The sequence below is a fragment of the Janibacter cremeus genome, assembly GCF_029395675.1.
GTDB classification, from domain to species: Bacteria; Actinomycetota; Actinomycetes; order Actinomycetales; family Dermatophilaceae; genus Janibacter; species Janibacter cremeus_A.
Genome location: NZ_CP115184.1, coordinates 1,439,278 through 1,452,034, shown reverse-complemented (window position 1 = coordinate 1,452,034; position 12,757 = coordinate 1,439,278). Strand labels below are relative to the sequence as shown.

At 70.0% G+C, this 12,757-nt stretch carries 12 protein-coding genes; 4 read left to right on the top strand and 8 right to left on the bottom strand.

Annotation, left to right across the window (positions count from 1 at the left end; all coding sequences use genetic code 11):
• Positions 1-54: 54 nt before the first annotated feature.
• Genes O9K63_RS06730 through O9K63_RS06700 form a run of 7 tightly spaced genes read right to left on the bottom strand, consistent with a single transcriptional unit; the run spans position 55 to position 8,196 of the window.
• Complete coding sequence (locus O9K63_RS06730) at positions 55-1,269, bottom strand: phenylacetate--CoA ligase family protein (RefSeq protein ID WP_277241725.1); 1,215 nt, start codon at positions 1,267-1,269, stop codon at positions 55-57.
• 37 nt (positions 1,270-1,306) lie between these two features.
• Positions 1,307-2,149, bottom strand: coding sequence for an ABC transporter ATP-binding protein (locus O9K63_RS06725; RefSeq protein ID WP_277241722.1), 843 nt, complete (start codon positions 2,147-2,149; stop codon positions 1,307-1,309).
• Complete coding sequence (locus tag O9K63_RS06720) at positions 2,146-3,348, bottom strand: ABC transporter substrate-binding protein (RefSeq protein ID WP_277241720.1); 1,203 nt, start codon at positions 3,346-3,348, stop codon at positions 2,146-2,148. The genes O9K63_RS06725 and O9K63_RS06720 overlap by 4 nt, the downstream gene beginning before the upstream one ends.
• 47 nt (positions 3,349-3,395) lie before the next feature.
• Positions 3,396-4,460, bottom strand: coding sequence for a branched-chain amino acid ABC transporter permease (locus O9K63_RS06715; protein ID WP_277241718.1), 1,065 nt, complete (start codon positions 4,458-4,460; stop codon positions 3,396-3,398).
• Between the two features lie 7 nt (positions 4,461-4,467).
• Entirely contained in the window at positions 4,468-5,340 is an 873-nt protein-coding gene (locus O9K63_RS06710) for a branched-chain amino acid ABC transporter permease (RefSeq protein WP_277241716.1), read from the bottom strand.
• Positions 5,337-7,322 carry an AMP-binding protein gene (locus tag O9K63_RS06705; protein ID WP_277241714.1) on the bottom strand — a complete coding sequence of 662 codons (1,986 nt, stop codon included), beginning with the start codon at positions 7,320-7,322 and terminating at the stop codon, positions 5,337-5,339. The genes O9K63_RS06710 and O9K63_RS06705 overlap by 4 nt, the downstream gene beginning before the upstream one ends.
• Positions 7,315-8,196, bottom strand: coding sequence for an ABC transporter ATP-binding protein (locus O9K63_RS06700; protein WP_277241712.1), 882 nt, complete (start codon positions 8,194-8,196; stop codon positions 7,315-7,317). Before O9K63_RS06700 ends, O9K63_RS06705 begins: the two co-directional genes overlap by 8 nt.
• Positions 8,197-8,345: 149 nt before the next feature.
• On the opposite strand from O9K63_RS06700, the gene O9K63_RS06695 reads away from it, so the two are divergent.
• A complete protein-coding gene (locus tag O9K63_RS06695) occupies positions 8,346-9,116 on the top strand; it encodes an IclR family transcriptional regulator (protein WP_277241710.1) in 771 nt (256 codons plus the stop codon).
• The gene (locus tag O9K63_RS06690; RefSeq protein ID WP_277241708.1) at positions 9,109-10,956 is read left to right on the top strand and encodes an AMP-binding protein; all 1,848 of its coding nucleotides are present in this window, start codon (positions 9,109-9,111) and stop codon (positions 10,954-10,956) included. The genes O9K63_RS06695 and O9K63_RS06690 overlap by 8 nt, the downstream gene beginning before the upstream one ends.
• A gap of 74 nt (positions 10,957-11,030) precedes the next feature.
• Here the strand turns inward: O9K63_RS06690 and O9K63_RS06685 are convergent, their stop codons facing one another.
• Positions 11,031-11,219: a hypothetical protein gene (locus O9K63_RS06685; RefSeq protein ID WP_277241706.1), complete on the bottom strand. Its 189-nt coding sequence runs from the start codon at positions 11,217-11,219 to the stop codon at positions 11,031-11,033.
• Positions 11,220-11,353: 134 nt separating this feature from the next.
• Here O9K63_RS06685 and dapB point away from each other — a divergent pair, with 134 nt between their 5' ends.
• On the top strand, positions 11,354-12,094 hold the full coding sequence (gene dapB / locus O9K63_RS06680) for a 4-hydroxy-tetrahydrodipicolinate reductase (protein ID WP_277241704.1): 741 nt from the start codon (positions 11,354-11,356) through the stop codon (positions 12,092-12,094).
• Positions 12,095-12,137: 43 nt separating this feature from the next.
• Positions 12,138-12,752: a DUF411 domain-containing protein gene (locus tag O9K63_RS06675; RefSeq protein ID WP_277241703.1), complete on the top strand. Its 615-nt coding sequence runs from the start codon at positions 12,138-12,140 to the stop codon at positions 12,750-12,752.
• Positions 12,753-12,757 lie beyond the last annotated feature (5 nt).

The window sequence follows — 12,757 nt, the reverse complement described above, 5'->3', positions numbered from 1 at the left end:
TCCCGAGGGGAGGGTCCGCCCCCTTCGTCATGGGGTGGGAGTGGTGCCTGCGGCTCAGTCCCAGTCGCGCAGGTCCAGCAGGGGGCCCTCGCCGGCGGTGAGGTGGGTGACGGCGACGACCTCGGCGCGGAAGCGCAGCCCGTCGCGCACCCGCTGTGCGACCTGCTCGGTCAGGGAGGTGGGGTCACCGCCCGTGGCGGGCACGACCTCGCAGCGCAGGGTGTCCACGTGGTCCTCGCGGCCGATGACGAAGCGGTAGCCCTCCACCCCGTCGATGCCGGTCATGACGGCGACGGCCTGGCTGGGGTGGAGGAACATGCCCTTGACCTTCACCGCGGCGCCGGTCCGGCCCAGGACCCCACGCAGACGCAGGGACCCGTCGGGGGCCGTCATCCACCCGGAGCGGTCCCCCGTGCCGAAGCGCACGAGCGGGTACTCCGGCCGCAGGACGGTGACGACCACCTCGCCCTCGGTCTCGTCCTCGAGCGGCGCGCCGGAGGGGTCGCACACCTGGACGAGGACCCCGTCCGCGAGGGCCAGCCCGTGCCCGTCACCCGTCTCGTACGCCAGCAGACCCGTCTCCCCGGTGCCGTACGCCATGCGCACCGTGGGCACCCGTTCGGTGAGCAGCTCGCGCAGTGAGTCGGGGAGGGGTTCGGCCGTGACCATGGCCTTCTCCAGCCGCCACCGCTCCCGCGGCAGGGCCAGCTCGTCGAAGCGCTCGACGAGCACCTTGAGGTAGCTGGGCAGACCGCAGTAGGCGCTGACGCCGAGGTCGGCGATCGCACGCGCCTGCAGGTCCTGGTTGCCGATGCCACCGGGCAGCACGGTCGCCCCGGTCGCGCGGGCGCCGGCCTCCATCATCGCCCCGGCGGGGGAGAGGTGGTAGCCGAAGCAGTTGAGGACGGTGTCGCCGGGACCGACACCCAGGTCGGTGAAGACCTGCCCCCAGCGCCAGTAGTCCTCACCGACGAGCTGGGGCTCGTACAGCGGACCGGGGGACTGGAAGACCCGCGCCACCCGGGCGTCGGGAGCCAGCAGACCGCCGAAGGGGGGCGCCTCCGCCTGCTGGGCGATCACCGCGTCCTTGGGCAGGACCGGGAGGGCCGCGAGGTCGGCGACACCGCGGACCTCGTGCGGGTCGACCCCGGCCCGGGTGAGCCTGTCGGCCAGGCCGGGGACGCGGGCGGCCTGCGCGATCAGGGTCGCGACACGAGCGTCGAGGTCGTGGTCCGCGAGATGAGCGTGCAGGGCAGCCTTGATTGACATACCAGCTCCTCGTGAGTGGTGGCGGGACGGGATGGGCTCAGAGCCAGCGCTTGCGACGCCGGTAGTGCTTGACGTCGCGGTAGCTCTTGCGTCCGCCCTCGTCGCCGAGCCCCAGGTAGAACTCCTTGACGTCCGGGTTCTCCTGCAGCTCGGCGGCCGAGCCCTCGAGCACGATGCGTCCCTGCTCCATGATGTAGCCGCGGTCGGCCACCTCGAGAGCGCGGCGGGCGTTCTGCTCCACGACGAGCACGGTCAGGCCCTGCTCCTGGTTCAGCCGCTTGATGTAGCCGAAGATCTCCTGCACGAGCAGGGGCGCGAGGCCCAGGGACGGCTCGTCGAGCATGAGCAGCTTCGGACGCGCCATCAGGGCTCGCCCGATCGCGAGCATCTGCTGCTCGCCACCGGAGAGGTATCCCGCGACCCGGCTGCGCATGTCGGCCAGCTTGGGGAAGAACTCGTAGACCAGGTCGAGGTCGTCGGAGGTGTTCTTCTGCGTGTAGGCACCGGCGGTGAGGTTCTCCGCGATGGTGAGGTGCTGGAAGACGTGTCGCCCCTCCATGCACAGGCTCATCCCCTCTCGCACCCGGTCGGGTGCGTCCATCGTGGTGATGTCCGTGCCCGCGAAGGTCACCGACCCGTCGGTGACCTCGCCTCGCTCACTGGGCAGCAGGCCCGAGACGGCCTTCAGGGTCGTCGACTTGCCCGCTCCGTTGGAGCCGAGGAGGGCGACGATCTCGCCCTCCGGGACGGCCAGGGAGAGCCCACGCAGCACGAGGATGACGTCGTCGTAGATGACCTCCACGTTGTTCAGGGCGAGGAGGCCCCCGGCGGGGGCGACTGCCGTCGCCCCCGCGGATCCGGTGTCGGTGGACCGGCTCACAGCGAGGCGCCGGCTTCCATCTCGACCATCTTCCCGTCCTTGGCCTCGTAGATGCCCGTGGCGCTCGAGCCGCGGTGGCTGTCACCGCTGAACTCGACGGTCCCGTTGCCCACGACGCCACCGGTCTCGATCGGGCCCATGGTCTCCAGGGCCTCGCGGATCGCGGGGCCGGTGAGGTCGTCGCCGTTCTTCAGTGCCGCCTCGATGCCCTCGGCCATGACGTGCATGGCATACCAGCCCTGCACCCAGGAGGTCCCGATGTCAGCGGGGTCCATGCCGTTCGCCTCGGCGTACTCCTTGAGGGGCTGGTGGCCCTCCTTGTCCGCCGCGATCGGGGCGAAGGGCTGGACGAGCAGGTGCCCCTCGGCCGCCTTGGCCCCGGCGGAGTCGATGAACAGCTCGTTGGCGCACCAGTTGAGGCAGACGATCTTCATGTCGAGGTTCTGGGCCGCGATGTCCTTGGCGACGAGCGCCGCGGGGGAGGCGACGTTCTGGATGACGATGTACTTCGCTCCCTGCTTCTTCGCCTGGGAGAGCAGACCGACGTAGTTCTGCGAACCACTCGGCATCGGGTAGGCCTCGTAGCCCAGCCCCAGGTCCTCGTCCGCGATCCACGTCTTGCCGTCATCGACCGGTGCCTCGCCGAAGGGGCTGTCGTTGTGGAAGACGGCGACCTCGCTCTTGCCGCCGCTGTCCTCGGAGATCCAGTTGAGCGCGATGCGCATCTGGTCGGAGTAGGTGGGCGCGATGACGAAGTTGTACGGCGCCTCCTCCGGGTCGGTCAGCGGCTCGGCGAAGGACCCGGAGATGAAGGGCAGCTCGTCCCTGGCCACACTCTGGGAGAGGGCCTCGGTGTCACCTGTGCCCCACCCCTGGATCGCGACGACGCCCTCGTTGACGTACTGCTTGTACAGCTGCTCGGCCTGGGGCACCTCGTAGGCGTAGTCGTTGGACTTGGCCTCGATCTGGCGTCCCTCGATGCCGCCATCGCTGTTGCGCCAGTCGATGTAGGCGAGCTGCCCATCGTTGTAGGGCTTGCCGACGTCGCCGGTGGCGCCGGTCAGGTCGGCGATGATGCCGATCGGGATGGGCTCGTCGGAGTCGGCGCCACCACCTCCGCCGCCGCCTCCGCAGGCGGAGAGGGCGAGGGCGGATGCAGCGGCCATGGCCACCGCGAGTGAACGGCTTCGTGCAGACATCGTTGTCTCCTTCTGTGGGTGTCCCAGCGGTGGAACGGGGGTGGTGGTCAGTAGCGGAATGGCCAGAAGCGGAAGTAGTCCTTGATCCGTTGCCAGATCCGGTCCAGGCCGCGTGGCTCGAGGATGAGGAAGAGGATGATCACGAGGCCGAAGACGGCGTTGCGCACGGCCGGCAGCTGGTCGGCGAGGAAGGGGAGGGTGTCGTCGACACCGAGCGAGAGCTGTCGGATCAGCTCGGGCAGCAGCGTCATGAAGATCGCCCCGTAGACGGCGCCGGCGATGCTGCCGAGCCCGCCGACGATGATCATCGCCAGGTAGAGGATCGAGACGTCGAGGGTGAACTTCTCCCAGGAGACGACCTCGCTGTAGTGGGCGGTCAGGGCACCGGCCAGCCCGACGAATGCGGAGGAGACGGCGAAGGCCGTCAGCTTGGCCCGCGGGATGTTCACCCCGATCGCCTCGGCCGCGATGTCCTGGTCACGCACGGCCATGAACGAACGGCCGAGGCCGGTACGGAAGAGGTTGCGTGCGGTGAGCACCGCCAGGCCGGCGAGGACGAGGAGGACCCAGTACCACTGCTGCTCGAAGACCTCCCGCCCCCCGATCTCGAACCCGAAGAAACTCAGCCGCTCGACGTTGAGGTAACCCTGGTCCAGGGTCAGCCAGTCCCACCGACGGATGACGAACTCGATGATCATCTGGCTGGCGAGCGTGGCGATGGCGAGGTAGAGGCCCTTCAGCCGCAGGCCGGGCAGACCGAAGAAGGTGCCGACCGCGGCGGTGAGCAGCACCGCGACGAGGATCGCCAGTGGCGTGGGCAACCCGATCCGGTCGGAGAGGATCGCGGAGCTGTACGCACCGACCGCCAGGAATCCTCCTTGCCCGAGGGAGATCTGGCCCGTGTACCCCACGAGGATGTTCAGCCCCACGGCGCCGATGACGGCGATGAGGATGAGGTTGGCCTGGGAGAGCCAGAAGTTGTCGAGGACGAAGGGCAGGACGAGCAGCAGGACGGTCATCAGACCGAGCCGGACGTACTCGGCCCGCGTGGCCCGCAGCCGTAGCTCGGAGGTGTAGCTGCGGTGGTGGATTCCGGTTGCCGTGGCGGCCATCGTCAGGTCACACCCTCTCGATGCGGGTCTCGCCGAAGATGCCGTACGGACGTACGAGCAGGATGAGGACGAGAACGATGTACGGGATGACGGTGGCCAGGCCGGGGTCGAGGTAGCCGGCGGTGAACTGCTTGAGCAGGCCGATGGTGAGGCCACCGATGATCGTCCCGGGGACGGAGTCGAGACCGCCGAGGATGACGACCGGGAAGACGAGGAGGCCGAAGGCGGCGATGTTGTTGTCCACGGCGGAGATGTCACCGACGAGGACGCCGGCGATGAGCGCGCTCACCGCGGCGAGCGCCCAGGCCAGGGCGAAGATCCGTCGCACCGAGATTCCCATCGTCATGGCGGCCTGCTGGTCATCGGCGACCGCGCGCATGGCGATGCCGTGACGCGACTTGCGGAAGAACACCGTGAACGCGGTGAGGACGATCGCGGCGATGACGATCGCGGCCAGTCGATTGATCGGTACCGAGGCACCGAGGATGTCCACCGACCCGCGTGGGAGGAGGTTCGGCTGGCTCCTGGGCGAGGTGCCGTAGAAGGCCTGGACCAGTGCCTTGAGCAGCGAGGACAGTCCGATGGTCACCATGATGATGCTGATCGGGTTCTCCCCGACCATCGGCCGCAGGATCAGGCGCTCGACGAGCACACCGATGAGGGTCGCCACGACCACACCGAAGAGCACGGCCACCACGAGGGGGAGGTCCATGACGACGAAGGCCGTGTAGAACATGTAGGCACCCACGAGCAGGAACTCGCCCTGGGCGAAGTTGATGACGCCCGTCGCCTTGTAGATCAGGACGAATCCGAGGGCGGCCAGCGCCAGGATCGACCCGTCGGCCAGCCCGTAGGCCAGCTGGTTGATGAAGGTGCTCAACGTCGCCCACTCCAGACGGGTCGGCGGCCCCTGCCTTCGGGGACCGAGTAGGTGGTCAGGTCGAAGATGTCCAGCTGCAGGACCCGCTCGGTGCTCGAGCCGTCCTGGTAGGTGATGCGGCTGCGCACCTCGACCGTGTCGTCACCACGCGAGAGGGCCGCGATGATGTCGCCGTACCGGTCGGCGATGACGTTGCGACGGACCTTGCGGGTACGGGTGATCTCGTCGTCATCGGGGTCGAGCTGCTTGTGCAGCAGGACGAATCGACGCACCCGGATGCCCTCCTGCAGGTCCTCGTTGGCCCGGCTCGCCTCCTCGGCGATGAGCTCCTGGACCTCCGGCTTGCCGGCGAGGTCGGTGTAGGTCGTGTAGCTGAGCCGCTCGTTCTCCGCCCAGGACCCGACCGTGGCGGGGTCGATGATGACCATCGCCGTCATGCCGTCGGCGCCGTCCCCGGGCGGGAAGACGACCGCCTCCTCGACGTAGGGGGAGAACTTCAGCTTGTTCTCGATGAAGGCGCTGGAGTAGCGGGTTCCGTCGGACGCGGTGAGCACGTCCTTGGCCCGGTCGATGATCACGAGGTGGTCGTTGTCGTCGAGGTAGCCCGCGTCCCCGGTGTGCAGCCACCCCTCGGCGTCGACGATCTTCGCGGTCTCCTCCGGCTGCCGGTGGTAGCCGCGGAAGACCGAGTCCGAGCGGAGCAGGACCTCGCCGTCGTCGCTGATGCGCATGTCGGTCCCGGGGATGGGGGTGCCCACGGTGTTGAAGGGCACGTCGTCGTCCCGGTGCACGACGGCGATGCCACAGATCTCGGTCTGGCCGTAGATCTGCTTGAGGTTGACGCCGATGGCGTGGAAGAAGCGGAAGACGTCCGGGCCGAGGGGCGCGCCGCCGGTGTAGCAGCGGGCGATCCGAGTCAGCCCGAGCTGATCGCGCACCGGACGGGTGGACACGGCGTCGGCCAGCACGTGGGTGGCCCGCAGCAGGGCGCCGGGCTTCCTGCCGCTGACCCGCATCTCTGCGACCTTGTCGCCGACGCCGTAACCCCAGCCGAAGACGCGCCGCTTGAGCCACCCGGCCTCGTCGATGCGGACCTGCACCTCGGAGAGCATCGACTCCCAGATCCGCGGCGGCGAGAACATCACGTCCGGGCCGATCTCGCGCAGGTCGCTGCGCTGGGTCGAGGAGTCCTCGGGGAAGGAGATCGTCAGGCCGCGGGAGAGGCCGCAGGCGACGGCGAGCATCTGCTCGCCGATCCAGGCGAAGGGGAGGAAGGAGACGTAACGGTCCTTCGAGTCGATCGGGTCGATGCTCGTGAGGTGCTCGGCCATGGCGAGCAGGTTGCGGTGGGAGAGCTCGGCCAGCTTGGGTCGCGAGGTCGTCCCGGACGTGGTGCAGATGACCGCGATGTCCTCGGCGGAACCGGCGGCGACCTGCTCGGTGAACCAGTCGGGGTGCTGCGCGGCCCGCTCGCGGCCGAGCTCCTCGAGCCCGGTGAACTCCATCAGGATCTCGTCCGTGTACTGCTCGAGGCCGTGCGGGTCGTAGTAGACGATCTGCTCGATGCCCAGCGGCTCGGCGCCGTCCGGTGCCTCCTCCTCGAGCAGGCGCAGCAGCTTGTCGACCTGCTCCTGGTCCTCGGCGACCACGACCCGCGCGCGGGAGGTGCTCAGGATGTGCCGCAGCTCCTCACCGATCGAGGTCGGGTAGATCCCGACCACCGCGACGCCCATGCTCTGGGCGGCGAGCTCGGCGACGAGCCACTCGGGCCGGTTGTCCCCGAGCACGGCGATGATCTCGCCGCGGGAGACGCCCAGGGCGGCGAGTCCGTGCGCGGTGTCGTGGACCCGTCGCTCGTACTCGCTCCACGTGAGTGGCTGCCAGATGCCGTACTGCTTCTCCTGCATGGCGACGGCGTCGCCACGGGTCGCCGCGAGTCCGACGAGCAACCGGGGGAAGGTGTCCTCGGGCAGGTCAGACATGCGAGTCCTCCTCGTCCTCGGCCCCGAGGTAGGCCTCGATGACCGCAGGGTTCGCCATGACCTCTGCGGGGGTCCCGTCGGCGATCAGGGCCCCGAAGTCGAGGACGCTGATCCGGTGGGAGATGTCCATGACGACGTTCATGTCGTGCTCGATGAGGACGACGGAGACGTCGGCCAGCTCGTGGACGTCGAGGACGAAGCGGGCCATGTCCTCCTTCTCCTCCGCGTTCATCCCGGCCATGGGCTCGTCGAGCAGGAGCAGGGAGGGCTGCAGGCACAGGGCGCGTCCGAGCTCGACGCGCTTCTGGATGCCGTAGGCGAGGGAGCCGACCGGGTGGTTGCGCACCGCCTGCAGGTTGAGCAGGTCGATGACCTCCTCGACGAGCTGGCGGTGGCGGATCTCCTGACGGCGCGCGGGCCCGAACCAGAGCATGGACTTCAGCACGCTGTGGTCCATGTGGATGTGCCGGCCGAGCATGAGGTTCTCCAGCACACTCATCGCGTGGAAGAGCTCGATGTTCTGGAAGGAACGGGCCACCCCCAGCCGCGCGATGCGATGTGGTGCGAGCTTGGTCATCTGGTGGGTGGTGGTCTTCCCCGCGGTGCCGTCGGCGGCGGGAGCGGCCGCTGTCTGCAGACGGATCTGGCCCTCCTGCGGACGGTAGAGGCCGCTGATGCAGTTCAGCAGGGAGGACTTCCCGGCGCCGTTGGGGCCGATGATCGAGTGGATGTGCCCCTCGGTCACGGAGAACGAGACACCGCGCAGGGCGGTGACACCGCCGAAGCGGAGTGTGACGTCCTCGACGTCGAGGAGCGTCTCGCCGGCGGGCAGGTGGCTCCCGCGTAACGAGTGCTGGTAGGCCCTGGTCAGCACTGACCCTCCCATTTCATGTTTCGACGATGAAACTGCGTGAAAGTGACACTAGGTTTTCATTATGTGAAAATCAAGGGTCTCGTTCAGAAATGTATCTCCGGACGTGGTTGACTCGATGATGTTCATCCAACGAGTCGGAAGGGGGTCCCGTGACCGCATCCCACGCGTCCGAGGCCGGGACGGCCGGCCGGGGTGGCCTCGGGACGGTGCGCAACGCCGTGCGGCTGCTCGAGCTCCTCGGCGAGGGGCCCGCCTACCAGCAGCTGACCGACCTCGCCGAGCGGTCGGGCATGTCGGTCCCGACGGTGCACCGCTTGCTGCGATCACTCGTCCTCGCCGACCTCGTCGTCCAGGACCCGCGCTCCTCCCGCTACGGGTTGGGTCCGGAGCTGGCCCGGTTGTCGAGCCACTACCTCTCCCGGCTGCCCCTCCTCGGGGCGCTCAGCCCCTACCTGTCGCAGCTGCGTGACCAGCTCGAGCGCACGATCCACGTGGAGATCCTCGTCCACGGTGAGGTCATCTACGTCGACCGCGTCGACGGCACCGAGCGGGGCCCCTACCGGGACGCCCACCGGGTGGTGCCGGCGCTGTCGTGCGCGGGTGGGCGGCTGCTCGCTGCACGCGCGGCCGACGACGAGGTGTGGCAACGCTCCGTGGACCGGGCGGAGACGCACGACCGGGAGGCGGCCACCGACGAGGCCCGGGCCTGCTGGGCCGTGGCCGACCACCTCGCCCTGACACCGCAGGATCCGACGCTGCCCCCGGAGGTGGCGGTGCCGGTGGTCGACGGGCAGGGTGCCACGGTCGCCGTCCTGGCGGCGAACATCGACGATCCCGGCGACGAGCCCCGCGTCAGGGCCGTGGCGGGTCAGCTCGGTCGAGCCGCGCGTGCGGCAGGAAGGACGCTCGGCCATGCCTGAGCCGCACCCCGCAGGCATCTGGCAGGTCGCCCCACCGTCCTCGTGGGAGGAGGTCGCCGACCTGATCTCCTTCGACGCCCCCTTCGCCGACCTGTGGCTGCCCGGAGAGCGGTCGGGACGCTGGTTCGTCGGTGGCGAGCTCAACCTCTCGGTCAACTGCGTCGACCGCCACCTCGTCGACCGGCCCGACCGGCCGGCCGTCCACTGGGAGGGGGAGCCGGGTGACCGGCGCACGCTGACCTACGCCCAGCTGCACGAGCAGGTCCTCGCCCTCACCGCCGCCCTCCGGGGGATGGGGGTCGGTCGCGGTGACCGGGTCGGCCTCCACCTGGGGTGGCTCCCCGAGACGGTCGTCATCATGCTCGCCTGCGCCCGCATCGGCGCGGTCCACACGGTCCTGCCGACCCCACTTCCGGTGGAGCCGCTCGGTGACCGACTGGAGCTGCTCGACCTGAAGGTCCTCTTCACCCAGGACGGCGCCTGGCGGCACGGGACCGTCCTGCCGCTGAAGTCGCGCGCCGACGACGCACTCCTCGCCGGCGGCTCGGTCCAGCACACCATCGTCGTGCGTCGCACCGGGATGGACGTCGCCTGGTTCGAGGGGGACCGCTGGTACCACGACCTCGTGGCCCCGGCACGACCCGGTGTCGCGACCTCGCCGGTGGGCGACCCCTCCGCCGCTGCGTCCCTGCCGTCCGACCATCCCATCGCGGCCATCCCCCTGGCGCACCGCGGTGGCCGGACGGTCTCCATCCTGCACGGCACCGCGACGATGCTGGCCGGGGCCGTGGCCGTCCATCGTCGCCTGCGCACCGGTGGTGTCTTCTGGTGCGCCGGTGACATCGCGTGGACGGTCACCCAGTTCCACGGCATCTACGGCCCCTTGGCGCACGGCGACACGGTCGTCATGTACGAGGGGACGCTCGACCAGCCCTCGCAGACCCGGGCGTGGGACATCGTCGCGCGCTACGGGGTCGAGAGCATGGTCACGACCCCGTCCGTCGTGCGGACGGTGCGGGGCTGGGCCCGTGAGCTCCCGGAGGTCTCCGGGCTGCCCTCGCTGCGTCGGGTCACCACGGCCGGCGAGCCGGTCGACGACGAGCTGCGGTCCTGGTTGGGGCAGGCCTTCGCCTCGCGCGAGGTCGACGTCGTCGACGCCTGGGGCCAGCTCGAGCTCGGCGGTATCGTCCAGGTGGCCGGAGGCGGCGGGGACGACGTGGACGCCGTGCCCGACTGCGGCGTCGACATCGTCGACGCCGAGGGGACGCCGGTCGCCGAGGGGGCGGCCGGTGAGGTGGTCCTGAGACTGCCGTGGGCGGGCACGATGGTCGGGATCGAGGGGCCGCAGGCGGCGATCGCGGAGGCGCACTGGACCCGTCACCCGGGGAGCTATGCCACGGGCGACCTCGCCGTGCGCCGGGCGGACGGGCGCATGGACTTCCTGGGGCGCACCGACGACGTGGTCTCCATCTCCGGGCAGCTGGTCTCCCTCCCCGAGGTCCGTGAGGTGCTGGCGGACCATCCCTTCGTCGAGGTCGCCGCGGTGGCCTCGCGCAAGGACCCTGACCTCGGGCGCTCGCTCGTCGCCGCCGTCAGCCTCAGCGCCGAGGTCGGGCCGGACCCGGACCTGGACGGGGTCGCCGTCGAGCTGATGGACACCGTCCGCGAGGTCATGGGTGGGCTCGCCCGCCCACGGGCCGTCCTCGTCCTCGACCACTTCGGCGGGGGGCTGGGGGAGCTGGAGCTCGCACGTGCCGTGGCCCTGCTCGCCACACCCGATCGGGCAGGCGCCCCGCGTCGCGTCACCTGGGAGCAGATGGTGGCTGCTGCCGGCCAGTGACACCCCCCGGGACGCGAGGAGGCCCCGACCGCTGGTGCGGTCCGGGGCCTCCTCGAATCGGCGTGGGCAGTCGGCTAGGCGGCCGGTCGGGTGGAGTGGTGGGGCCGCGCGGCGGTCTGCTCGACGGGTCGCGCGGCGGTCTGCTCGACCCAGCGCATCTCCATGTGGGTGCGGCCGTCCTGCCCTCGGACGGGGACCCAGGTGCAGGTCAGGCGTGCTGCCGGACGAGCCCCGGTCTTCTTCGTCAGTGCGGTAACGGTCATCTCGGACACCTCGTGTTCATCGTTTGTTCACTTTGGACCGTAGCACCAAGTGAACAGAAAGTGAACGGCAATCGTCTGCAGCATGTCGCGCGTCGGGGGCGGCCGCGATCCGGGCCCACTCGTAGGCTGGGGCCATGACGACGAAGGTGGCAGTGATCGGCGCGGCAGGGCGCATGGGTTCCACGGCATGCGACGCGGTGGAGGCGGCCGAGGACCTCGAGCTCGTCGGCCGCTATGACGACGGGGACGACCTCGGCGACCTCGGCGGTGCCGAGGTCGCCATCGACTTCACGGTGCTGTCCGCCAGCGAGGGCAATGTGCGCCACTGCGTCGCGCATGGCGTCCACGTCGTCGTCGGCACCTCGGGCTGGACCGACGCCAAGGCCGAGGAGCTGCGCGGCGACGTCGAGGCGGCGGACGGCGTCGGCGTGCTCATTGCCCCGAACTTCGCCATCGGTGCCGTGCTGATGATGCAGTTCGCCAAGCAGGCCGCCCGCTTCTACGAGTCGGTCGAGGTGATCGAGCTGCACCACCCGCGCAAGGTCGATGCCCCCAGCGGCACCGCGACGCGCACCGCCGAGCTCATCGGCGCCGCACGCGAGGAGGCCGGGCTGGGGCCGGTCCCCGACGCGACGACTGATGACCCGGGTGGCGCCCGGGGCACGCAGGTCGAGGGGGTCCCGGTGCACGCGGTCCGGTTGCGCGGGCTCGTGGCCCACCAGGAGGTCCTCCTGGGCAACGAGGGCGAGATGCTCACCCTGCGCCACGACTCCTTCGATCGGGTCTCCTTCATGCCCGGCGTCCTCGCCGGTGTGCGCGAGATCGGCAAGCACCCGGGTGTCACGGTGGGGTTGGAGCACGTGCTCGGTCTCTGAGGTCGGCCACATGCCCCCGAGGGGTACCGGATACGATCTCGGCATGGTCTCCACCGCACGTGCTGTCACCATTCGGCCCGATCGCCCCGCGGCCCGGTGGGTCAGCCGTCGCGGCCTGCTGCTCCTGACCGGCCTGGGGTCGATGTCCCTGCTTGCCGCGTGTGGAGGGGACGACCGCCCCGGTGGAGGGGGCGACCGCCCCGAGGGCGCGAGCGCCCCTCCCGAGGGAGCCGGCGGTGAGGTCGACCCCGCGCGGCTGGCCTTCACCGTCCACAAGGACCCCACGTGCGGATGCTGCGACGGCTGGGTCGAGCACGCGGAGGACCACGGCTTCTCGATCACGGTCGAGCACCAGGACTCCCTCGAGGACGTGTGGTCCCGTCACGACATCTCCCGGGACCTCCAGTCCTGCCACCTGGCGGTGAACCCCGATGGGGACGTCTTCGTCGGTCACGTCGCGGCACGGTTCGTCCTCGAGTACCTCGCCGACCGTCCGCAGGGCGCACGCGGTCTGAGTGTGCCCGCCATGCCGGTGGGCACGCCCGGCATGGAGCAGGGGGACCAGCTCGACGCCTACGACGTGCTGCTGCTCACCGAGGGCGGGTCCCGCGTCTTCGCGACGGTGACGGAGGCCTCCCAGCAGCAGCTGGGGGCCTAGGGGCG

Excerpts from the sequence above, each read along its gene's own strand:
- O9K63_RS06730 (WP_277241725.1), bottom strand. The coding sequence starts at position 1,269 with ATGTCAATCAAGGCTGCCCTGCACGCTCATCTCGCGGACCACGACCTC.
- O9K63_RS06720 (WP_277241720.1), bottom strand. The coding sequence starts at position 3,348 with ATGTCTGCACGAAGCCGTTCACTCGCGGTGGCCATGGCCGCTGCATCC.
- O9K63_RS06715 (WP_277241718.1), bottom strand. The coding sequence starts at position 4,460 with ATGGCCGCCACGGCAACCGGAATCCACCACCGCAGCTACACCTCCGAG.
- O9K63_RS06705 (WP_277241714.1), bottom strand. The coding sequence starts at position 7,322 with ATGTCTGACCTGCCCGAGGACACCTTCCCCCGGTTGCTCGTCGGACTC.
- O9K63_RS06690 (WP_277241708.1), top strand. The coding sequence starts at position 9,109 with ATGCCTGAGCCGCACCCCGCAGGCATCTGGCAGGTCGCCCCACCGTCC.
- O9K63_RS06685 (WP_277241706.1), bottom strand. The coding sequence starts at position 11,219 with ATGACCGTTACCGCACTGACGAAGAAGACCGGGGCTCGTCCGGCAGCA.
- dapB (WP_277241704.1), top strand. The coding sequence starts at position 11,354 with ATGACGACGAAGGTGGCAGTGATCGGCGCGGCAGGGCGCATGGGTTCC.
- O9K63_RS06675 (WP_277241703.1), top strand. The coding sequence starts at position 12,138 with ATGGTCTCCACCGCACGTGCTGTCACCATTCGGCCCGATCGCCCCGCG.